9 protein-coding genes are annotated in these 23,538 nt (G+C 71.9%); 5 read left to right on the forward strand and 4 right to left on the reverse strand.

Features of this window, described 5'->3' with window-relative positions; translation table 11 throughout:
- Position 1: 1 nt before the first annotated feature.
- Both ABZ471_RS11110 and ABZ471_RS11115 read left to right on the forward strand, forming a co-directional pair.
- On the forward strand, positions 2-1,336 hold the full coding sequence (locus tag ABZ471_RS11110; RefSeq protein WP_359064814.1) for a M20/M25/M40 family metallo-hydrolase: 1,335 nt from the start codon (positions 2-4) through the stop codon (positions 1,334-1,336).
- A gap of 45 nt (positions 1,337-1,381) precedes the next feature.
- Complete coding sequence (locus ABZ471_RS11115) at positions 1,382-2,995, forward strand: condensation domain-containing protein (RefSeq protein ID WP_359064816.1); 1,614 nt, start codon at positions 1,382-1,384, stop codon at positions 2,993-2,995.
- A gap of 60 nt (positions 2,996-3,055) precedes the next feature.
- On the opposite strand, the gene ABZ471_RS11120 is transcribed toward ABZ471_RS11115, so the two are convergent.
- Positions 3,056-4,297, reverse strand: a complete 1,242-nt coding sequence (locus tag ABZ471_RS11120) for an MFS transporter (protein ID WP_359064818.1) — start codon at positions 4,295-4,297, stop codon at positions 3,056-3,058.
- Positions 4,298-4,480: 183 nt separating this feature from the next.
- Entirely contained in the window at positions 4,481-5,572 is a 1,092-nt protein-coding gene (gene gntD, locus ABZ471_RS11125) for a guanitoxin biosynthesis L-enduracididine beta-hydroxylase GntD (protein ID WP_359064820.1), read from the reverse strand.
- Between the two features lie 172 nt (positions 5,573-5,744).
- On the opposite strand from gntD, the gene ABZ471_RS11130 reads away from it, so the two are divergent.
- Complete coding sequence (locus ABZ471_RS11130) at positions 5,745-7,331, forward strand: amino acid adenylation domain-containing protein (protein ID WP_359064822.1); 1,587 nt, start codon at positions 5,745-5,747, stop codon at positions 7,329-7,331.
- 7 nt (positions 7,332-7,338) lie between these two features.
- Here ABZ471_RS11130 and ABZ471_RS11135 read toward each other — a convergent pair whose 3' ends face one another.
- Together ABZ471_RS11135 and ABZ471_RS11140 are read right to left on the reverse strand one after the other, a co-directional pair.
- Positions 7,339-8,070, reverse strand: a complete 732-nt coding sequence (locus ABZ471_RS11135; RefSeq protein WP_359064824.1) for a sulfotransferase family protein — start codon at positions 8,068-8,070, stop codon at positions 7,339-7,341.
- Positions 8,071-8,080: 10 nt separating this feature from the next.
- Entirely contained in the window at positions 8,081-10,390 is a 2,310-nt protein-coding gene (locus tag ABZ471_RS11140; protein ID WP_359064826.1) for a M20/M25/M40 family metallo-hydrolase, read from the reverse strand.
- Between the two features lie 139 nt (positions 10,391-10,529).
- Between ABZ471_RS11140 and ABZ471_RS11145 the strand changes: the two genes are divergently transcribed.
- Positions 10,530-17,789, forward strand: coding sequence for an amino acid adenylation domain-containing protein (locus ABZ471_RS11145; RefSeq protein ID WP_359064828.1), 7,260 nt, complete (start codon positions 10,530-10,532; stop codon positions 17,787-17,789).
- Positions 17,790-17,828: 39 nt separating this feature from the next.
- Positions 17,829-23,192 carry an amino acid adenylation domain-containing protein gene (locus tag ABZ471_RS11150; RefSeq protein ID WP_359064830.1) on the forward strand — a complete coding sequence of 1,788 codons (5,364 nt, stop codon included), beginning with the start codon at positions 17,829-17,831 and terminating at the stop codon, positions 23,190-23,192.
- The last annotated feature ends 346 nt before the right edge of the window (positions 23,193-23,538 follow it).

Raw genomic sequence — 23,538 nt, forward strand, 5'->3', positions numbered from 1 at the left:
CATGAACACCCTCGCGAACCCGGTGCCGCTGCTCCAGGACCTCATCCGCATCGACACCACCAACCCGCCCGGCAACGAGATCGCCTGCGTCGAGTACCTGATCAACCGGTTCGCCCACCGGGACGACCTGGACATCAAGGTCCTGGGCCCGAGTCGGGACCGGGCGAATCTGATCGTACGGTTCCCCGGGCGCGGCGCGGCCCCGCCGCTGCTCCTGCACGGGCATTCCGACGTCGTGCCGGTCACCGGCCAGGACTGGCAGCATCCGCCCTTCGAAGCCAGGCTGGTCGACGGCGAGGTGTGGGGCCGCGGTTCCGTCGACATGAAGGGCGGCCTGGCGATGATGGTGTCGTCGCTGGCCCGCCTGCACGAGGCGGGGCAGCGGCCGGCCGGAGACGTCGTCCTCGCGGTGGTCGCCGACGAGGAGCACGGCAGCATCGCCGGAGCCAGGTGGCTGACCCGCGAGCATCCCGAGCTGTTCACCGGGATCCGGTACGCGCTGGGCGAGGAGGGCGGAGCGGGCATCGAACTCGGCGGGCGGCGCTTCCATCCGATCGTCGTCGCGGAGAAACGCGCCTGCTGGTTCCGGGTGACGCTGCGGGGCCCCGGTGGCCACGCCTCCCGCCTGGCACCGCCGCAGACCCCGATGCGGCAGCTCGGACATCTGCTGACCGCCCTGAGCGGCGTGCGGCTGCCACGGCACCTCGAGCCCGCCGCCCACCGCATGCTGACCGAACTGGCCGGACACCTGCCCGAGCCGCTCGCCGGCCGGCTGCTCGCGGTACGGGACGACGACGGTGACGCGCCCCCGGCCGGACTGCCGGCGGACCAGGCGCTGCAGATCGACTCCCTGCTGCGCAACACGGTGAACCCCACGATCGTCCGGGCCGGCGACAAGATCAACGTGGTGCCGGGCGAGATCACCGTCGACCTGGACGGCCGCATCCTGCCCGGCGACCACACCAGGGATGAGTTCGTCTCCGAACTGCGGGCGCTGATCGGCCCCGACCTGCCACTGGAACTGCTGGTGGAAGGCTTCTCCGTGGACCAGAGCCGGATCCCGGAGCCCGAGTTCGGCGGCTTCTACGAGACACTGGCCGACATCACCCGCAAGGCCGACGCGGACGCCGTGCCGCTGCCGATGATGTCGCCGGCCTCCACCGACGCCGGCTTCTTCGCCCGGTTGGGCATCCGCTGCTACGGCTGGCTGCCCATGAAGGTGCCGGCGGGGAGCCCGTACCGCACGCTGCTGCACCGCGCCGACGAGCGGATCCCCGTCGAGGCGCTGGAGTTCGGCACCCAGTGCATGACCGCGCTGCTGCGCGACTACCGGTAGCCGTAGCCGGCCGCCGAGGTATTCCTTCACCCCGCGGGAGCCAAGATGACCGAAGACCTTTTCGTGCTGCCCGCCTCGTTCGGCCAGCAACGGCTGTGGCTGCTGGAACAGATCCAGCCGGACACCCCGCTGTACAACGAGGCGGTCGGACTGCGGCTGCGCGGCAGCCTCGACCCGGACGCCCTCGCCGCGGCGATGACCGAGGTGGTGAACCGGCACGAGGTGCTGCGGACGGTGCTGGAGCTGGAGGGCGCCGAGGTCGTGCAGGTGGTGCGCGCGCCGGAGCCGGTGCGGCTCACGGTCGAGGACGTCGAGGGCGGGTATGACGCGGCTCTCGCCGAGGCGCGCCGCCTCTCTCAGGCCCCTTTCGATCTGGGGCGGGGACCGTTGATCCGCTGCCGGCTGCTGCGGGTGGCTCCCGAGGAGCACCTGTTCGCTGTGGTGGTGCACCACGCGGTCGCCGACGGCTGGTCCCTGGGCGTCCTGCTGAGCGAGCTCACGGCGCTCTACCCGCCGGCAGCCCGAGGTGAACGGCTGGATGTGCTGCCCGAACTGCAGGTGCAGTACGCGGACTTCGCGGCCTGGCAGAAACAACGCTGGGACGAGGGCGAGCTGGACGAGCAACTCGACTACTGGAAACACCAGTTGGCCCAGTGCGAACCGCTCCGGCTGCCCGCCGACCGGCTGCCCGGCGGGACCCCGGACTACGGGACGGTGCACGCGCCCCTGGCGCCGCCCGCCCTCATGATCCGTCAGCTCCGGGCGGTCGCCTCGGACGGGGACGTCACCCCTTTCATGGTGGTGCTCGCGGCCTACGCCACGGTGCTCGCGCGCTGGACCGGGCAGCACGACGTGGTCGTCGGACTTCCCTTCGCCGGCCGCACCCAGACCGAACTGGAGCCGCTCGTCGGCTTCTTCGTCAACACCCTCCCGCTGCGCCTCGACCTGTCGGGCGACCCGGACTTCCTCAGCCTGCTCCGACAGGTACGGGAACGCTGCCTGGGCGCCTACCAGCACCCCGATGTTCCCTTCGAGGTCCTGGTGGACACCCTGAAGCCGCAGCGGCGCCCGGGGCGCACCCCGCTGGCGCAGACCATGCTGGCCGTGAACAACACCCGGCTTCCCCGGACGGCGGAGGCCGCCGGGCTGAGGATCGAACCGGTCCCGCTGCTCCAGGAGCGCGCCCACTTCGAGGTGACCGTCGATCTCGACGGGGCGGACGACACACTCAGCGGATCCGTGGTGCTGCAGTCGGACCTGTTCGGTCAGGAGACCGCGGACCTGCTGGCCCGGTCCGTCGTCACCGTGCTGCGCGGTGCGTCGGCGAACCCCGGCGCGGCGGTCTCGGAACTGCCCTGCCCGCTGGCCGACCGCAGTCCGGCCGTTCCGGCGGCCGAAGAGGCGGAGACAGGGGAGCCGGTGCACCGGGAGGCGACGGGGGACCGGCCGACCACGCGGACCGAGGTACTGCTCAGCCGACTGTGGGCCGAGGTGCTCGACGTCGAGACGGTCGGCGTCGACGACGAGTTCTACGCGGCCGGCGGCAACTCCCTCAGGGCCGTCCGCGTGGTGATGCGTGCACGGGAACTCGGCGTCGAACTGCCGGTGGAGAAGGTGCTGGGGGAGCACACCATCCGGGAGCTGGCGGCCGCGGTCTGAGCCGTGGGCCGCCCGTCCTCAGCCGTGGGCCGCCCCGTGCGAGGCGTGGGCGGCCCGGCCTCACAGGTGCCGCAGCCGCCAGATGGTGCGGTTGGCGACCGGGAGCACCGACGCCAGCAGGACGAAGGGCGCCAGCCACAGCGTCGTCCGCGCACCGAGCCCGTCCACCAGCACACCGGCGAGCGCCGCACCGACCGGGATGGTGCCGAAGTTCATCAGCCGGTAGGTGGCGTTCATGCGTGCGTGCAGCTCGGGCGGCGTGACCTTCTGACGCACCGTCACGGCGATGACGCTGCCGGCGGCCGAACCCGCGTATCCGAGGAAGAGCCCGGCTGCGGACGCCCAGAAGACGGCCGTGTCCGGGCCGGTGTACAGCGGCAGCAGGAAGTAGGCGTTGGTGGAGAAGCACAGGGCGACCAGCAGACTGGGGCCGTATCCGATCCGCTCGAACAGGTAGGGCACACCGACGGCCCCGCAGATCGCGCCGATCCCGCCGATCACCGTGACCAGTCCGTAGGCGAACGTGCCCATGTCGAGCCGGCGCACGAAGTAGACCAGAAAGGCCACGTTGACCAGCGATCCGCCGGCGTTGTACACGGCCGCGTGGAGGGCGATGCCACGCACCGGCGGATTGCCGAACACCGAACGCAGTCCGTCGGCGAGTTCCCGGCGCAGATCCCGCTCGGCGGACGGCGGCTCGGCCTTCTCCCGGGTGCGGACCGCGATCATCGCCACCGCGGAGACCAGATAGCTCAGCGCGTCCAGGAACAGCACACTGGCCGGCCCGAACGCGCCCGCCAGCCAGCCGCCGCCGCCCGGTCCCATCGTCGCGCTCACCGCCTGGTCCGCGGTGAGTTTGCTGTTGGCCGAGCCGAGGTGTTCCGGCGCGACGAGGCGCGGGAGGTAGGACCTGGCGGCGATGTCGTACACCACGCTGAGCGCCCCGACCAGCACGGCGACCACGTAGACGTGCGCAAGGGACAGCATGTCGAGCGCGGCGCCCACCGGGACGGTGACGACCAGCACGCACCGCGCGAGGTCCGTGGCGATCATCACGGGCCGGCGGGCCCGGCGCTCCTGCCATACGCCGACGAACAGCGGCAGCAGGAAGAACGGCAGCGTGTACATCGCCTCGAGCAGCCCGATCTGGGTGCCGGAGGCGTCCAGCGTGCTCACCATCACCAGCGGGAGGGCGAACAGCGTCATCTCGGAGCCCAGTTGCGAGACGACGTCGCCGGTCCAGAACAGGCGGAAGTCCCGCTGCTTCAGGAGGCCGCCCGGCGCGGGCGCGGTCTGGGTCATGACGGTCGCGCCGCGCGGGCCGCTGTCCGCGACGGTTCGGGGGCCGGATCGTGGCGCGGCCCGCCGGACATCCGGCCCCGGCACCGGGCCGGCTCACCGGGCCCGTACGGGGGTGCGCAGTCGATCGTGACGGGGCGGATGCGGGGCCTCAAACCGGACTCTCCCGAAGGTGGCAGATGGTGGTCAGACCAGGGCGCGCCCATGGCCGCCGAACCGGCGGCCAGCCGAGCTGCGCAGGTCGGCGGTCACGTTGATGCGCCGCAGCCAGCGGTCCGACCCGTCGTAGCGGGCCTTGAAGGGCCGTCGCCCGTGCACGGCCCGCTTGTTGTCGATGATCAGCAGCTCACCGGGGCCCAACGCCACGTCCCGCATACGCACTTCGAAGGCGTCGATGATGCCCTGCAGCGCCCGCTCGGCGAGGGCGTCGCCCAGGTCACGCTGCATGAACGCCGGGTCGATCCGGACGTAGGGCATGTCCGGGTCGCCGCCCAGAATCGCGATCCGCTCCGGCTCCTGGTTCATCCGCCGGATGCGCTCGAAGGCCGCCGTCTGGCCGTCGCCGTCGTCGACACCGGTGGTCGCGACGTTGAACTGGGCCGTGTGCGACTCGTCCGGAAGGATCACGAACCGGTCCTCGAAGAGGACCTTGCGGTGCTCCTCGTCGAGTTCCAGATCGTGGGCCGAAGCGAACATGGTCGGCACTGCGTCCGGATTGCGCAGGCAGAGCAGCATGATCCAGTCGGCCCGGTGGGGATGGAAGGCGTCCTCGTTGTGCCACTCCAGCAACGTCGTGGAGCTGGAGCCGAGTTGCTCCCCCTCGTGCCCCTCGATGGGGAACACGTCGAGAACCAGCTTGCCCCGCTGCTGCGACAGGTAGGAGAAGGGGTCGCCGAGCAGAGAGCCGATCATCAGCAGGAGAGCCGTCGCCGTGGTCACCTCGTCACCGGCCGGCTCATCGGTGTAGCTCTGCGGTGTCGTGCCCACGGCCTGCTCGTCCAACGGCAGACCGGACAGCACCAGGCCGCCGCTCGGACGGCCGGTCAGCCGGAACCCGTTCAGCACCGAGCGCATCCGCTCCGGCACGCGGTGGGCATGGACGGCGATCTCGGCCAGCAGGTGCTCGAGGTCGGCGGGCCCGGCCGCGCCGTACTCCTCGACGAAGTCCTCGGCGAGCGCGCGTAGTGCGTCGGCCTCCGCCGACGTCAGCCGGAGGCAGGGCATGCCGTCCTGCGGGCTCAGCGCGGCCTCGAAGTTCTGTGTACGGGTCCCGCCCACGATTTCCTCCCTGGCCGCGGGTCATGCTGCATCTGGGGCAACGACGTCCGTACCGAGAATGTGCGATCGGCCGGGACGGACACAGTCAGGAGGAATCCCTACGGCTCGGCGGCGCCTCGTTCTGACAGGGTCGACACACCGGCAGTGTCGAGAGCGCAGGGGGACGAAGACGGTGGACCACGTCATCCAGGGCGACAGGGGCGGCGCCACGGAGCACAGCCGCTGGAACGACACCACCGAGGACTACGCCGACACGGCCGGACTCTGTGTGCACCAGGCCTTTGAACGATGGGCGGTCCTGCGGCCCGAAACGGCGGCCTGCCGGTTCGAGGGCGAGGAACTCAGCTACCTGGAACTGGACCGACGCGCCAACCGTCTGGCCCGGCACCTGCACCGGCTCGGTATCGGCCCCGAGACGGTGGTGGGCGTCCTGCTCGACCGCGGTCTCGACCTTCCGGTGACCCTCCTGGGCATCCTCAAGTCGGGCGCCGCCTATCTGCCGCTCGACGTACAGCACCCGGCCAGCCGCCTCGCGTACATGGCCGAGGACGCCGGATGCCAGATCGTGGTCACCACGAGCGGGCCGGCCGCCCGGCTGCCCGAGGACGTCCTGCCGGTCTGCCTGGACGACCCCGCCATCGCCGCCGCGCTGGCCGCACAGTCCGGCGACGACCCGCACTACCCGGTCCTCCCCGACAACCTGGCCTATCTTCTCTACACCTCCGGATCGACCGGCGCTCCCAAGGGGACGCTCGTCCAGCACCGCTCGGTGGTCAACATGACCGAATACTGCCGGCGCGCCTACCGGCTCGAGCCGCCGGACCGCATCCTGCAGTTCGCGAACCCCTGCTTCGACGTGAGCGTCTTCGACTTCTTCGCCGCGCTGTGCAACGGGATCACCCTGGTCCAGGGGGCGCGGCTGACCCTGCTCGACCCGCGGGCACTCACCGCGCTGATCCGCGACGAACGGGTCACCGTGATGGACATACCGCCCGCCGTGGCCCGCCTCCTCGACCCCGCCGGACTCCCCGATCTGCGGATGGCCAACATCGGCGGCGAGGCGCTCCCCGGCGAGCTGGCCGACCGATTCCAGGCACCGCACCGGCAGGTCCACAACACCTACGGGCCCACCGAGGTCACCGTCACCTCGACGGACTATCTGTGCCCGCCCGGGCTGCGCGAGAGCAGGCCGCCGATCGGCAGCCCCATCGCCAACCTCCAGGCCCACGTGGTGGACGAAGCCGGCCGGCAGCTCCCCGTGGGCGTGGCGGGCGAGCTGCTCATGGGCGGGGTCGGGGTGGCCCGCGGCTATCACGGGCGCCCGGCGCTGACGGCGGAGAAGTTCGTGCCCGACCCGTACGGCCCGCCGGGAGCCCGGCTCTACCGCACGGGCGACCTGGTGCGCCGGCGGGCGGACGGCACCATCGAGTTCCTCGACCGGATCGACACCCAGCTCAAGGTGAACGGCCACCGGGTCGAGCCGGGCGAGATCGAGGCCGCGCTGGAGAGCCACCCGCGCGTCGGCGCCGCCGTGGTCGACCTGACCGGTGACGGCGCGGACCGTACGCTCGTCGCCTTCCTGGCGCCGTCCGACGGAGCCGACGCGCCGTCGATCGCGGAGATCCGCGCGCATCTGCGCCCGCTGCTGCCCTCCTACATGATTCCCGGCCGGATCCTCACGCTGGACGCCGTGCCGCTGACCGCGAACGGCAAGGTCGACCGGGCCCGTCTGCGCGATCTCGTGGCCGACCGGGGCTGAGCTCCGGTCACGCCACGATCAGCCGCCTGTCGAAGAGCGCCCGGTAGAACGGCTCGTGCCGGGCGCTGAACTCGGCCAGCCGCTCGTTGTTGTGGACCGTGACGGTGTACTCGGTCGACTGGGCGGTGAAGCCCGAGCTGTTGCTGACGTCGGTGTGCCAGCGGTCGGAGCGCTGCCACTCCTCGCGCCTGCCGGGGCGCCAGTTCAGTGCCTCGGGCCGCGGCGACAGGCCCACCGCGGCGCAGAACGCGGCCATGGTCCGGGCCGGCCTGGACACCAGGTCCTCGGAGTCGAGGACCACCGGACGCTGCCCGGTGGCGGACACCGCTTCGTACAGCTCGTACATCTGCTCCAGCCCGATGTCCTTGGCGGACATCTCCGGCCGGAGGGCGTAGTACGACGCGGCGATCTCGTCGGGGTGCCGGATCAGGAAGGTGTGCCGGACCTCGCGCAGAAAGCGGGGATCCGCAAGGACCGCGGGATAGCGATAGTCGGTGGTGTCCTTGAAGAACACCTGCCGCCGTGCCGACAGCGCCCGCATCGCCGCGATCAGTTCGCCCTCGGTGTGCACGGCCTCCCCGTCCACGACGGTCTCACCGAAGTCGACGATGTTGCAGAACGGTTCGTGCAGTGCGGTCAGATCGCCGCGTTCCACGATGGACCGGAAGAAGGCGGTCGACCTGGACCTCGGGGCGCTCCACAGGGCGATGACGCGGGGGGTGTCCTGGCGGTCGTTCACGGCGGTTCCCTCATATGTCGATGGTGCGGATACCGATGCTCTGGCCGAACCCGGAGGTGGTCCAGACGATCGTGTCGGGGCGGGGCGACGTGAGCGCCGCGGCCGGCACGTCGCCCCGGTAGGCCAGCAGCCGCAGGGGCATCGGCGCGTCACCGCGCAGGCGCAGCACCACGTCGTAGCCGTCCGCCGGAGCCACCAGGTGGCAGCCCCACTTCCACGGGGTCGAGGTCGGCCGGTTCTGCCCGCCGGGCAGTCGCCTGCCTTCCACGGTGACGTCGACCAGCTTCGTCCTGCGGGTGTCGGCGTAGAACGACAGCGCGGTCGCCGTCCGGTCCGAGCTGAGCCGGAGCCGCACCTCGCGGACACCGCCGCCGACGCTGCGCTGCCCGGTCACCTTGGCCTCGGGCAGGGACGTGCCGCCGCCCCGGGCCGGTCCCTTCCGGTAGCCACCGGGACCGATCAGTGCGGGAACGTCCTTCTCGGCGGGGGACTTGGCGCCGTGTGTGTACCGGGACACCCATGGCTGGGCGGAGTCGGCGCCGCTGTACCAGGAGGCGGTCCCGGTGTCCGCGTCCTGGACGTAGAACAGCGCGACCTGTGCGGGATGGCGCCGGTCGATGCCGTCGCGCGCTCCGCCGACACCGACCAGGGCGGCGCCGAGCAGCGCGACGACCGCCACCGTCACCGGCACCGCGCGGCGCCGGGGGAGCGGCAACAGGCCGGGCAGCACGGGCAGGAGCAGCAGGGCGACGACCACGAGGGCCGCCGAGTCGAAGGCGAGCCCGATGGTGGGAAACAGGATCGCGAGGAGCGGTACGAAGAGCACGATCGCCGGCAGCGCGGCGGCGGAGAGCGCCGGCGCGAGCCAGGGCGACTTCTCCGGCAGGCGCAGTCCGGCGGCGAGACCCGCCGCGCCGAACAGGGCGGGCCAGACGAACAGATAGGAGGCGCCGGGCATCACGACGGCCGTCAGCAGGGCCAGGGCGGCGAACCAGCACAGCACCGCGGCGCTCACGGCGAAGGCGTCGGTACGCCTGCGCATCCACAGCAGCCAGCACAGACACGCCGCCAGCGTCAGCACCACCAGACCGGCGACCGAAGGGCCCGGGCGGTACGGATCGCCGAAGGTGAAGGCGGCATAGTGCGGCCGGATCATCACGAGGACCGTCCAGCCCAGATAGCCGACGGCTGCCGAACCGATCAACGGCAGCGGCAGGGTCCCGGCGACCAGGGTGAGCCCGCGCAGCCGCAGGACCCCGCGCCGGCGGGCCCGCCAGAGCACCACCGCGATCGCGACGGCGGCCAGCGCCGCGAGGACCGGGCCGAGCCACTGCGGATAGCTCACCAGCAGCCCGAACACCGAGAAGTACGTGCTGGAGCCGGCCCCCGCCGGGTCGATGTCCTGGCCGGCCAGCTTCCTGGCCGCAGCCAGCACCGTGGACCCCATGTCCTGCAGGGTGCCCTGACGCTGGGCGGACAGGTTGTCCAGCTCGGTGTCGTAGCGGGCGGAGCCGCCGACCACCGCGAAGTTCATCCCGGTGAAGCCGGCCTTCTTGAAGACCGTCAGGTCGGTGTCGTTCGGTAGCAGCCGGTAGATCTCGTCGGACATGGACGTGACGAACGGTGTGTGGCCGGACAGCGCAGGCAGGAACGCCGAGTTGTCCTTGCCGGTCTCGAACATCACCACCGGCCCGGTGGTGCCGCGGGCCTCGAGGTTCAGGATCACCGTGTGCTTCGGATCGCCCGCCGAGGCGGAGTCCGTGAAGCCCTTGGCGCCGATGGACCCCGGCTCCTCGCCGTCGGTGAGCAGGAACTCCACCGTGTTGCGGGGCGCGGGACCGGACTTCAGCGCACGGGCCGTCTCCAGGATGGTCGCCACGCCCATCCCGTCGTCCGTCGCCCCGGGCCCGGTGAAGACCGAGTCGTAGTGGGCGACGATCAGCACGCGCCCCTTTCCCTCGGTACCCGGGAGGGTGGCGCGGATGTTGCCGGCCCGCCCGGCGACCGAGGCGTGGTCCGGATAGCTGTCGGCCGCGGTCCTCCGCTCGACCTCGGCTCGCAGACCCAGCGCGCGGAACCGCTCTACGAGATACTCCCGGACCTTGGCGTTCGCGGCCGAGCCCATCGGCCGCGGCTCGGCCGCGATCCGCTTGATGTACGGCTCGGCGCGCCCCGCGGAGAACTGACCGGCGGGTGCTCCGGAACCGGCCGGGCTCGGACCTCGCAACGGCAGCAGGGCCAGCGCCCCGAGCACGACGAGCCCGAGCATCAGCAGCAGCGTGCCGAGCCGGGCGGGCGGCAGGCTCTTGAACCGAGACAAGGTCCCTCCCAGGTGTCCCGGCCATCCTGCCCCCTGTGACAGAGCGCGGGCTGTCGGTCATTTGCCCGACTGCCGGGTGTATCCGGCGCGTCCGCACCCTGATACCGGCGCACTGTCGGCCACGGTGGGAGGGAGCTGTATGCGCGAGGACCTTCGGCAGAGGCTTGCCCGGCTCAGTCCCGCACAGCGGGAACGCCTGCTCGAGGCCATGCGTACCGAGCGGCTGCAACGGCGTGCCGAGGACACGATCCGCCCGGCCGGCCGGGACCGTCCGCTGCCGCTGTCGTTCGCCCAGTCCCGCATGTGGTTCCTCGACCAGCTGGCGCCGGGGCTGCCGCTGTACAACACGCCGCTCGCGATGCGCCTGCGCGGCCCGCTCGACCGCCGGGCCCTGGCGGCGGCCCTCGACATGGTGGCGGCCCGGCACGAAGTGCTGCGCACCCGGTACGTGGGCACCGACGACGGCCCGCGCCAGGTGATCGACCCGGTGGGACCGCTGGCCCTGGAGACCCTCGAACTGGGCCCCTGCGCCGAGGGCGAGCGCCGCTCGCGTGCCCTGCGGGTGGCCGCCGACGCCAGCGCACGCCCCTTCGACCTCGCCCGCGGGCCGCTGGTGTGGGGCCTGCTGGCCAGGTTCACCGACGACGACCATGTCTTCGTCCTCTCGATGCACCACATCGTGCTCGACTCGTGGTCGGTTCCGTTGCTGATGCGCGAGCTCGCCGAGTGCTACGAGGCGATCCGGGCCGGACGTGCGCCGGCCCTGGCGCCGCTGCCGGTGCAGTGCGCCGACTATGCCCTCTGGCAGCGTGAACGCCTCGCGGGCGAGGGGCCGGCGGCCGATCTCGACTACTGGCGGACGACACTCGCCGACCTGACCGTCCTCGAGTTCCCGACCGACCGGCCGCGCCCGGCCGAGCGCACCTGGCTCGGCGAGAACCTCACCGCGACGTACCCGGCCGAGCTGCAGCGCGGTCTGGCCGAACTCGCCGACCGCAGCAGGGTGCGGCTGCTGCCGGTGATGGTGGCGGGCTTCGCCGCGCTGCTGTCCCGCTACACCGGGCAGCACGACATCGCGCTCGGTTCGGTGTTCACGGGACGCAGCCGACCGGAGATCGAACCGCTGATCGGCTACTTCGCCAACACCGTGGTCCTGCGCACCGACACCTCCGGCGACCCCTCCTTCCGGACCCTGCTGGGCCGGGCCGACGACATGGTGCTCGGTGCGCACTCGCACCAGGATCTGCCCTTCGACCAGCTGGTCGAGAAGCTCGACGTGCAGCGGGACCCGACGCGCAACCCGCTCTTCCAGTTCGCCCTCTACCAGGCGGACACGGACCGCAGCGGAGCCCGGCTCGGCGATGTACTCGTCGAGGAACTGCCGATCGAGCTGGGCACCTCCCGCTTCGACGTGGGGCTCGGTTTCTCGGAGCCGCCGTCCGGCGGCCTCCATCTGAGCATGGAGTTCTCCACCGAACTCTTCGACCGGCCCCGGATGACCCGGCTCCTCGACCACTACCGGCACATCCTGCAGTCCGCCGTGGCACAGCCGGACACCCCGCTCAGCGAGCTGGCCGTCATGGCGCCCGCCGAGCGCGAGCAGGTCGTGGCGGGCTGGAACGCCACGGCGCGCGCGACCCCGGTACGCACCGTCTGCGACGCCTTCCAGGCCACGGCGGCCGAGCGCCGCGACGAGCCCGCCCTCGGCTTCGGCGACCTGGAACTGTCCTTCACCGAGCTGAACGCCAGGGCGAACCGCCTCGCCCATCTGCTCATCTCACGTGGCGCGGGCCCCGAACGACGGGTCGCGCTCGCCATGCGGCGCAGTGACCACCAGATGGTGAGCATCCTGGCCGTGCTCAAGGCCGGTGCCGCCTACATGCCCGTGGATCCGGACTACCCGGCCGAGCGGATCGGCTTCATGCTGGCCGACACCGACCCGGTGCTCGTCCTCACCACCGCAGCCGACGAGCGGGTCCTCCCCGCGGGCAGCGGCATCGACCGCGTCGTGCTCGACAGCGAGGAGACGCTCCGGGACCTGGCGGGGCGGCCTGTCGCCGATCCCACCGACGCGGACCGCACCGCCCCGCTCGACGCGGCGCACCCCGCCTACGTGCTGTACACGTCGGGCTCCAGCGGCAAGCCCAAGGGCGTGATCGTCGAACACCGGAACCTGGTCAACCTGCTGGACAGCCAGCGCCGCCGGGTCATCGACCCGGCGGCGGCCGCCCTCGGCCGTCCGCTGCGGGTCGCGCACGTGCTCGCGCTCTCCTTCGACGGATCGTGGGACGGCCTGCTCTGGCTGCTGGCCGGCCATGCGCTGCACCTGCTGGACGACGAGACCAGGCGCGATCCCGCGGCGACGGCCCGTCTGATGATCGACCGGCGGATCGACGCCATGACCTGTACGCCGTCCTTCGCCGAGCAGCTGATCAGCGGCGGTGTGCTGGACGACGAGCGGTACCGGCCCTCGGTGCTCACGTTCGGCGGCGAGCAGATCAGCGAGTGGATGTGGCAGCGGCTGCGGACGACACCGGGACTACGGGCCTGCAACGTGTACGGGCCCACCGAGGCCACCGTACTGGCCACCATCGGTGACTTCACGGACTCCGAGCACCCGGTGATCGGCGGCCCCGTCGACAACGTACGCACCTACGTGCTCGACGAGCACCTGAACCCGGCGCCCATCGGGGTGCCGGGCGAACTGTGCCTGGCCGGGGCCGGGGTGGCACGCGGCTATCTGCACCAGCCGGGCCTGACCGCCGACCGGTTCCTGCCGGACCCCTGGGGCGGTCCCGGCGCACGGATGTACCGCACCGGGGACCGGGCGCGCTGGAACGCCGACGGGCACCTCGAGTTCCTGGGCCGCACCGACAGCCAGGTGAAGATCCGCGGATTCCGCATCGAACCCGGCGAGATCGAGAGCGCGTTGACCGATCACCCCGACGTCGCGCAGGCCGTGGTGATCCCGTACACCGCGGCCGGCGCGGGCGGCGAGCGGCTGGTCGCCTATGTCGTGCCGCGACCGGACGCGGATCTGTCGCAGGAGTCGCTGAGCGACCACATCGCACGGATCCTCCCCGGCCACATGCACCCGGCCGCGTTCGTCGAACTGGCCGCTCTGCCACTGACGGCCAACGACAAACTGGACCACAAGGCCCTGCCGGCCCCGGACTTCGCCCGTGCACCCCACTCACGGGCGCCGAGGACCGAGCGGGAACGCATGCTCTGCGACCTGTTCGCGGACCTGCTCGGCCTGCCCGCCGTGGGCCTGGACGACGACTTCTTCGCGCTGGGCGGACACTCGCTGCTGGCCACGCGGCTCGTCAGCAAGGTCCGTTCGGTGTTCGGCGTCGAACTGCCGGTGGGCAGCCTGTTCGAAGCCTCGACGCCGTCCGGTCTGCTCGCCCGGATCGACGCCGCGTCGGGTGCCAGGGCCCCCCTCGTCCGGACGGCGCGCCCCGAGCGCGTTCCGCTCTCCTACGGGCAGCGGCGCCTGTGGGTGCTCAACCAGCTGGACACCGGCAGCGCGGTCTACAACATGCCGACGGCGCTGCGGCTCTCCGGCGAACTGGACCAGCGCGCACTGCGGGCCGCGCTCGCGGACCTGACGGCCCGGCACGAGGTGCTGCGCACGGTGCTGCCCCAGGCCGACGGCGAGCCGTACCAGCGGATCCTGGACGCGCACACGGGCGCACCGTTGCTGCGGACACGGGAGGCGACCGCCGGGCACCTTCCAGGTCTGCTCGAGGAGGCCGCCGCCGAGGGCTTCGACCTCACCGTCGACCTGCCCCTGCGGGCGCACCTGTACCGCCTCGGGGAGCACGAGCACGTCCTGCTCCTCGTGCTCCACCACATCGCGGGGGACGCCTGGTCGGCCGTACCGCTGGCCCGTGATCTCTCGGCCGCCTACGCGGCCCGCCTCGGCGGAGAGGCTCCGGACCGGGCACCGCTTCCGGTGCAGTACGCCGACTACACACTGTGGCAGCGCCGCCTGATCGGCACGGAGGAGACCGAGCCCGCGACGGCTCCCGGGCCTGCGGCAGGACCCGCGGAAGCCGTCGCTGAAGGGACCCTGCCCGACGACGCCCTGGCGGCCCGGCAACTCGCCTACTGGTCCCGGCAGCTCGCCGGCCTGCCCGACGAGCTGAACCTGCCGACCGACCGTCCCCGGCCCGCGTCCACCGGCTACCAGGGCATGCTCGTCGACCTGGACCTCGACGCCCAACTGCACGGCAGGCTCCTGGAGCTGGCCCGCTCGCACAACGTGACCCTGTTCATGGTGCTGCAGGCGGCGGTGGCGGCGCTGCTGAGCCGGCTGGGAGCGGGCGACGACATCCCCATCGGCACTCCGGTCGCCGGACGGACCGACGAGGCGCTGGACGATCTCGTCGGCTTCTTCCTCAACACCCTGGTGCTGCGCACCGACACCTCGGCCGACCCCAGCTTCGCCGACCTGCTGGCCCGCGTGCGGCAGACCGACCTGGAGGCCTACGCGCATCAGGACGTGCCCTTCGAGCAGCTCGTGGAACTGCTCAAGCCGGCCCGGTCGCTGGCCCGCCACCCGCTGTTCCAGGTGAGCCTGATGCTGCACAACAACGAGGAGCCGGAGTTCGCCCTGCCGGGCCTGCGGGCCGATGTCGCACCGGTCGGCACGCGCACCACCAAGTTCGACCTGACGTTCTCCGTGTCCGAGCGCCGGGACCTGGAGGGCGCCCCGTGCGGCATCACCGGCGTGGTCGACTTCGCGACCGACCTCTTCGACCGGGAGAGCATCGAGGCGCTGGCCGCACGGCTGGTCCGGTTCCTGGACGCGGTGGCCGCCGACCCCGGACGGCCCATCGGCTCCGTAGACCTGCTCGACCCCGAGGAGCGCCGGACCCAGCTGGTGCGGTGGAACGACACCGCGGCCGACCGGCCGACGTCCCGGTGGCTCACCGACCTGTTCGAGGAGCAGGCCGCACGGACCCCGGCGGCGACGGCCGTCCGGAGCGACGGCACCTCCCTCACCTACGAGGAGCTGAACAGCCGGGCCAACCGGCTCGCGCGCAGGCTGTCGACGGCGGCGACCGGCCCGGACCCGATGATCGCCCTGCTCCTGCCGCGCGACACCAGCCTGCCGGTCGCCCTGCTGGCCGTGCTGAAGGCAGGGGCCGCCTACATCCCGCTGGACGCCGGGTACCCCGCGGAACGCATCAACCGCATGCTGACCGATGCCACGCCGGCGCTCGTCCTGACCACGGCCGAGTACGCCGGTCAGCTGCCACCGGACGTGCCGGTGCTCCGCATCGACGAGGCGGAGCGCGACGCCGCCCGGCTCCCGGCGTGCGACCTGACGGACGAGGAGCGCCCGGCCGCCCGGCACCCCCGGCGCACCGCGTACGTCATCTTCACCTCGGGATCGACCGGCCGCCCCAAGGGCGTGATGGTCTCCCACGGCGCACTGCTGAACCTGCTGCTCGCCATGGGGGAGGCGACCCGGATCGGCCCGCAGGACGTCCTGGTGGCGGTGACGACCATCGCCTTCGACATCGCAGCCGTGGAGATGTACCTGCCGCTGCTGACCGGCGCCACCGTCGTCATCGCCGGGCCCGAGGCCGTCAGGGACCCGGCGGCCCTCTCCGGACTCCTCGTGACCGGTGAGGCCACGATGATGCAGGCCACTCCCTCGCTCTACCGGGCGATGGTGTCCGCGGACCCCGACGCGCTGCGCGGGCTGTCGCTGCTGGTCGGCGGGGAGGCACTGGGAGCCGAACTGGCCACCCGTCTCGCGGAGACGGCCGAGCGTGTCGTCAACTGCTACGGCCCCACCGAGACGACGGTGTGGTCGTCCCTCAAGACGGTGACCGGCGAGGAGGGGATCCCCTCCATCGGCAGGCCCCTCGCCAACACCCGCATGTACGTCCTCGACGAGGCCCTGCGCCCGGTGCCCGTGGGCGTCACCGGGCGGCTGCACATCGCGGGCGACGGGGTGGCCCTCGGTTATCTCGGACAACCTGCCCTCACCGCCGAGCGGTTCGCGCCCGATCCCTTCGGACCGGCCGGTTCACGGATGTACGACACCGGCGATCTGGCCAGTTGGACCAGGAACGGCGAACTGCGCTTCGCCGGCCGGGCCGACCAGCAGGTCAAGCTCCGCGGCTTCCGGATCGAACCGGGCGAGATCGAGGCGGTCCTCGGCCGCCACGAGAGCGTCGCCGAGGCCGCGGTGATCCTGCGCGAGGACCAACCGGGCCTGCACCAGCTGGTGGGATACGTCGTCGCGGCCCCCGGCGCCGAGATCGACCTGGACCGGCTGCGGGCCCACGCCCGGCGGGAGCTGCCGGACTACATGGTCCCGGCAAGCCTGGTGCCCCTGCCCGAGCTGCCGCTGACACCCAACCGCAAGATCGACCGGAAGGCGCTGCCCGCACCCGAGTTCACCTCGCGCGGCCGCCTTCCGCGCACGGCGGCGGAGCGCGCCCTGTGCGCCCTGTACGCGGACGTCCTGGGACGCGCCGCGACCGGCGTCGACGACGACTTCTTCGCCCTCGGCGGGCACTCCCTGCTGGCAGCGCGTCTGGTCGGGCGGGCCCGCAGGGAGCTGGGCCTGCGGATCACCATCCGCGACCTGTTCGAGTCGCCGACCGCCGCCGGGCTGCTGGAGCGGTCGGCCGGCGGCGAGAGCGCGGGCTTTCCCGTCCTTCTGCCGCTGCGCGAAAGCGAGACGGGGACACCGCTCTTCTGCGTCCACCCGGCGGCCGGCATCAGCTGGGGCTATCGCGGACTGCTGCCCCACCTGCCACCGGGCCAGGCCGTCTACGGGCTGCAGTCCAGAGGGCTCACCGAGCCGGACCACGAGCCGACGAGCACGGCCGACCTGGCGTCCGAGTACCTCACGGAGATCCGCAGGGTCCAGCCGGAGGGGCCGTACCACCTGCTCGGCTGGTCCTTCGGCGGTCTCGTCGCACACGACATCGCGACCCGGCTCCAGAAGGAGGGACAGCAGGTCGCCACCCTCACCCTGCTGGACAGCTTCCCCTTCACCGACGACGCCGGACCCCTCGCCCACGACGACCCGGGACTCCTGACCGCCGTCGCCGAGTCCCTCGGTCATGCGTCGGCCGACGACGACCTGCTCGACGAGTTCGGGGCGTCGGGCCTGCGCGCCATGGCCAAGGTCTTCGCGGACCACGCGAACGTGCAACGGCACTTCGCTCCGGGGGTGTTCGACGGCGACGTGCTCCTCTTCACCGCCACGGCGGACCGCCTCCCCGGCGCGCCCGACGCCGCCCAGTGGCAGCCGTACGTGACCGGGGGCATCGACGTTCACCCGGTGGACGCCGCCCACGGGGCGCTGACCGGCCCGGCCGCGGCGGCCGAGATCGGCCCGGTGCTCGCCGCCCGGCTCATGTCATGACGATCGCATTCCTCACCCACGGACGGAGCGGGGTTGTACGTGTTCACTGATCTTCCTGCCCTGGTGCGCGGCCACGCCGAGCAGCAAGGCGACCGGCAGGCCCTGACCTTCGCCGCGACGACGCTGGGGACGCCGCGGACCGACCTGACGTACGCGGACGTGGACCTGCGCACGCGCGCCGTGGCGGGGATGCTGCAGCGACGGCTGCGCCCCGGCGACCGGGTGCTGATCGTCATGCCGACGGTGCCCGAGTTCGCCGCGGCGTTCCTCGGCTGTCTCGCCGCCGGCGTCGTCGCCGTTCCGCTGCCCGTGCCGGTCGACGACTCCGCCACCCAGCGGGTGCTGAACGTGGCCAAGGACTGCTCTCCAGCCGCCGTCCTGACGACGTCCCTGGTCCGCGGCTTCCTGGGCGACGCCCCGGTGGTGCGGCAGCTCGGCGCCTCGGTCGAGTGGATCGACGTGGACCTGGTCGAGCAGGCCGAGGACAGCGACCGGCACCCGGTTCCCATCGCTGCGGACGACACGGCGTTCCTGCAGTACACGTCGGGTTCGACCAAGGCGCCTCGCGGCGTCGTCGTCCCGCACGGCAGTCTGATGCACAACGAGATCGCCATCCGGAAGACCTTCCAGGTCACGCCCGGCTCGACGAGCGTCAGCTGGCTTCCTCTCCACCACGACATGGGGCTGATCGGCGGGCTGCTGCAACCGCTGTTCACGGGTGCCCGCGCCGTCATCCTCGATCCGCTCTCCTTCCTGCAGCGCCCCGCCTCCTGGCTGGAGGAGATCTCACGGGAGCGGGCGCAGATCAGCGGCGGCCCGAACTTCGCCTACGACCTGTGCGTGCGCAAGGTCACCGACGAGGAGAAGGCGCGCCTCGACCTCAGCTCGTGGCGGCTTGCCTTCAACGGCGCGGCGCCGGTCTCACCGCGCAGCCTCCGCGCGTTCAGCGAGGCCTTCGCGGGGACGGGCTTCCGTTCCTCGGCCCACACTCCCTGCTACGGCCTCGCCGAGGTCACGCTGCTGGTGGCGAGCGCCGAGGCGGACGCCGAGTGCGAGAGCCGCACCTTCTCCGTCGCCTCCCTGGAGCAGGGCCGGGCGGTGGAAGGGAGCGCTGCGGCGGGCGACGACGCGCCCGGCACCGGGGACGCGGTCCGGGAACTGGTCGCGTACCGGCTGCTCGACCACGCCGCCGTGCGCATCGTCGATCCGGTCGACGGAAGGTCGCTGTCCGACGGTCACGTCGGCGAGATCCAGGTGCACAGCGAGAGCAACGGGGCGGGCTACTGGGGCGGCGGCCACGACACCCGTGCCGTCTTCGGCGCCACACCGCCGGGTGCGGTGGCGGCCTCCCACGTGCGCACCGGAGACCTCGGGTTCGTCCACGCCGGCCGGCTGCACGTCACCGGCCGGATGAAGGACCTGGTCATCCACCGGGGCCGGAACCTGCACCCGGAGGACCTGGAGATCGACGTGGCTGCGAGCAGCCCGTCGCTGCGGCCCGGCTGCGGTGCCGTCTTCAGCGTGGACGACGGCGGGGAGGAGGCGATCGTCGTCTGCCAGGAGGTGCGCCCCGGCCTCACGGACGACCGGTACCCGCAGCTGGCCCGGGGGATCAGGGACGCGCTGTCCCGTCAGTACGGCGTGGCCGCCCGGACCATCGCACTCCTGCCCCCGGGAGCGATCCCCAAGACGTCCAGCGGCAAGGTGCAACGCCAGGCGGCACGCGCCCGGTTCCTCTCCGGTGACCTGCCCGTGCTGTGGTCGCGGACGGTCCGGGACCGGCAGGCCGGGGCGGCGCGGCTGGCCGACCTGGTCAGCGCCCGGAGCCTGCGGGAGGCGACCGGCCGGCAGCGCCGGGACCTGCTCACCGACGCCCTGTGCCGGTACCTCCAGCGGACCCTCGGCGAGGACGAGCTGCTGGACAGCGCGGCCTCGCCCACCTCGCTGGGACTCGATTCGCTCAAAGCCGTACAGCTGCAGCACGAGTTGGAGAGCCTGCTCGACATAAGGCTCCGGCCGAGTCTCGTGCTGCGGGCCGGATCGCTCGCGGAGCTGGCGGAGATCGTGCTCGGTCACGCGGAGGAGACGGGGGGACCGGATGCCGGAGCCGTCCTCGAACCGGAACCCGCCCCGGCCGACGGGCCGCAGGAGTACGAACTGACGCAGACACAGCGTGCCCTGTGGTTCCTGCAGCGGACCTCGCCCGAGAGTTACGCCTACAACGTCACGCGGGCCTTCAGCCTGACCGGTGACGTCGACGTGGAGCGGCTGTCCGCCGCACTGACCGCGGTGGTGGCCGGGCACGCCACGCTGCGACTGGCTCTGCGCACGCACGAGGGCGAACCGCGTGCCCACATCGAGCCCGCGGCCGAGGTACGGCCGGAACCGGTGGACGCGCGGTCCTGGTCGGACGGCCGAGTACGGGAGTGGATCCGGGAGCTGGCCACCCGGCCCTTCGACCTGGAGCGGGACCGGCTGATCCGGGCGGCGGTCGTGCGTCGCGAGGACCGCCTGCTGCTCGTGCTGTCCCTGCACCACATCGTGTGCGACCTGACGTCACTGGCCCTCGTCGTCGCCGACCTGGAGCGGGCCTACGTCTCCGGCGGCCCTGCGCGGGACGGCCGGCAGGAGCGGCCGCCCGTTCTGGTACCGGCCGTGTGGGAGCGCACGGTGCTGGCCGAACGGGGGGACGAACTCACCGCCTTCTGGAAGGAACAGCTCGCCGGAGAGCTGCCCGTCCTGGAACTTCCCTCCGCCGGCCGGCAGCGGGGCCATGCGGGCGGCACCGTGACCTTCGAGGGTTCCGCGGAACTGCTGCGGGCCCTGCGACGCGTCGCGCGGCAGGAGGGCCACACCCTGCACAACGTCCTCCTGGCCGGGTTCCAGGTGGTGCTGCACCGTGTGACCGGACAGCCGGACCTGGTGACCGGCGTCCCGGTGGCCGGCCGGACGCGCCAGGAACTCGCCGCCCACGTGGGGTACCTGGTCAACGTGCTGCCGATCCGCTCCCGCTTCGGCCGGGGCGCCGGCTTCATGGAGTTCGCCGCGACGGCGCACCGCGGGATGCTGGATGCGCTGGACCACCAGGAGCTGCCCTTCCCGGTGCTGACACAGCAGCTCAACCCCGACCGCAGCTCGGGCGCGCCGCCCGTCTTCCAGGCGATGTTCAGCCACTACTCCACGGCACTGCCCGGCGGCCGTGCCGTGGCCGGAGTGGTCCTCGGCGATCCCGCCGCCGAACTGGACCTGGGCGGGGCCGTACTGCGCGGCTTCGCCATCGAGGATCCGACCGCGCAGTCGGACATCGCGCTGAACGTCGTCGAGCTGCCGGACCGGCTGCAGTTCGGACTGCAGTACGACACCGCGCTGCTGCCGCGGGAGCAGGCCGAGCGGATCGCGGACGCCTACCGGACGCTGCTGGACTCGGTCGCGGCGGATCCGCGCACCGACGTGACCCGGCTGCCCCTCGTGGACGCCGACGGCGTACGGGACCTGTTGGAGACCGGAACCGGGCCGCGTGTCCCACGCGAGGAGCACTACCTGGCCACGTTCGAGCGGCAGGCGACCCGCACCCCCGGGGCCGAGGCCGTCGACGACGGCACCGAGCGGCTCACGTACGCGGAGCTGAACGGCCGCGCCAATCACGTGGCGCAGCGGCTGCGAGCGGCCGGCGTCGGCCCCGAGACCCAGGTCGTCGTGTGCGCCGCGCGCACGACCGGCTTCCTGGTGGCCCTGCTGGGCATCCACAAGGCGGGTGCCTGCTATGTGCCGATCAGCCCCACGGAGGCACCGCGACGGGTCGCGGAGATGGCGGCCACGCTCGGCGCGCGCGCAGTGATCGCGGACCGGACGGGCCGGGAACTGTTCGACCGGGCGCTCGGCGCGGCGGACGACATCGCGCGCCCCCGGATGTTCGACATCGACGAGGTGGGTGACGGCCATGTCGAGCAGAACCCGCCCTGCCCGACGCCGATGGCCGGCAGCGCCTACATCATCCACACGTCCGGCTCCACCGGTGTGCCCAAGGCCGCGGTCGTGACGATGGGCGGACTGACCAACCACCAGTGGCAGATGATCGAGCACTTCGGCGTCGGGCCCGAGGACTGCGTCGGCCAGACCGCTCCGGCCACCTTCGACGTCTCGCTGTGGCAGTTCCTCACGCCGCTCATGGTGGGTGGACGGCTGAGGATCGTCGACGACACGCACGCGATGTCTCCCTCGAGGCTCCGGGACGCCGTCGTGGAGAGCGGGACGACCCTCATGGAAGTCGTACCCGTCATGGTGGCCGCACTGCTGGAGGCCGGTGTCCAGCAGCGACCGCACGCCCTGCGGGCGATGATCTCCGGTGGCGAGGCGCTGAGCTGGGACACCGCGCGGGACTGGCTCGCGCAGTGCCCCGGGGTCGAGCTGTACAACGCCTACGGCCCCACCGAGTGTGCCGACGACGTCAGCATCCACCGGGTGACCGAGGAGTCCGACCAGTCCCGGCCGGTGCCGATCGGCAAGCCGCTGGCCAACATGACGGTCCATGTGCTCGACCCCGAGTTGCAGTGGGTGCCCCGAGGCATGGTGGGCGCCCTGTGGGTCGGCGGGATGGGCGTCGGGCGTGGCTACCTGGGGAACCCGGGCCGCACCGCCGAGGCTTTCATCCCCGATCCCTTCGGCGAGCCGGGGGCGCGGCTCTACCGCACCGGGGATCTCGTACGGTTCACGGCCGACGGCGACCTCGAGTACATGGGCCGGGTCGACCGGCAGTTGAAGATGCGCGGACTGCGCATCGAGCCCGGCGAGGTGGAGGAGGCCCTGCGCGAGATCCCGGACGTGCTCGACGCGGTGGCCAAGGTGCACCACACCCGGCAGGGCATGTCCTTGGTCGGCCATCTGGTGATGGCGGGGGAGGGGGAACCACGGCAACTCGTGGCCGGCGAGTACGAGCACATCAGGCGGACGCTCGCCGACCGGCTGCCACGGCACATGATCCCCACGGTCTTCGTGCGCCGCACGGAGCTGCCTCGACTGAGCAACGGGAAGACCGACTACGGCGCTCTCGACTACCGGCCCGTCGGTTCCGCCGGCGAGGTGAGCGCCGAGTTGCTGAGAGACCCGGTGGTCGCCGCGGTCCGGTCGATCTGGGGCGAACTCCTCGAGTACGAGGGGGTGGCCTGGCAGGACAACTTCTTCCTGCTCGGCGGCCACTCGCTGCTTGCGCTGAGAATGATCGACAAGGTGGGCCAGAAGCTCTCGGTCGACCTGGAGATCGAAGCGATATTCACCAATCCGACGCTGAATGAATTCGTCGACGTGGTGCGTCGGGCGAAACCCAGGTCGCGGCCTCAGACGCCGATCGGTCGGATTTCCAGAGTTCCGGTCGGAGGTCGCCGTACGCGCCGCGCTGAACCATAAATCACCAGTTCAGAGGGCGGTAATTGTGTCGCACGCCTCTATTTTGCGGAGTGCGTGGGCGTAATTCGTGCTGCCTTGAAACAGGAATCGAAGCAACCCGAAATTCCTTCTTGAATGTCTGCGGTCGTCGTGTTTAGATGACTGGGCAATTCGGTCCGTGCCCTGTTTCGGGCACTTATCTGAGGAGTGAATATGCAGAGCAACGAGACACAGGACCTCGCCTTCGAAATCCTCGTGGATGACGAGTACGAGGCCCCGCAGCACTGTCTGATCCCCACCTGCGCCTGACCGCAGTTCCGCCGCCCGGTGTCCCGCACCGGGCGGGGGTCCACACTCAGCCGGAGGG

The organism is Streptomyces sp. NPDC005728, assembly GCF_040630895.1.
GTDB lineage: Bacteria > Actinomycetota > Actinomycetes > Streptomycetales > Streptomycetaceae > Streptomyces.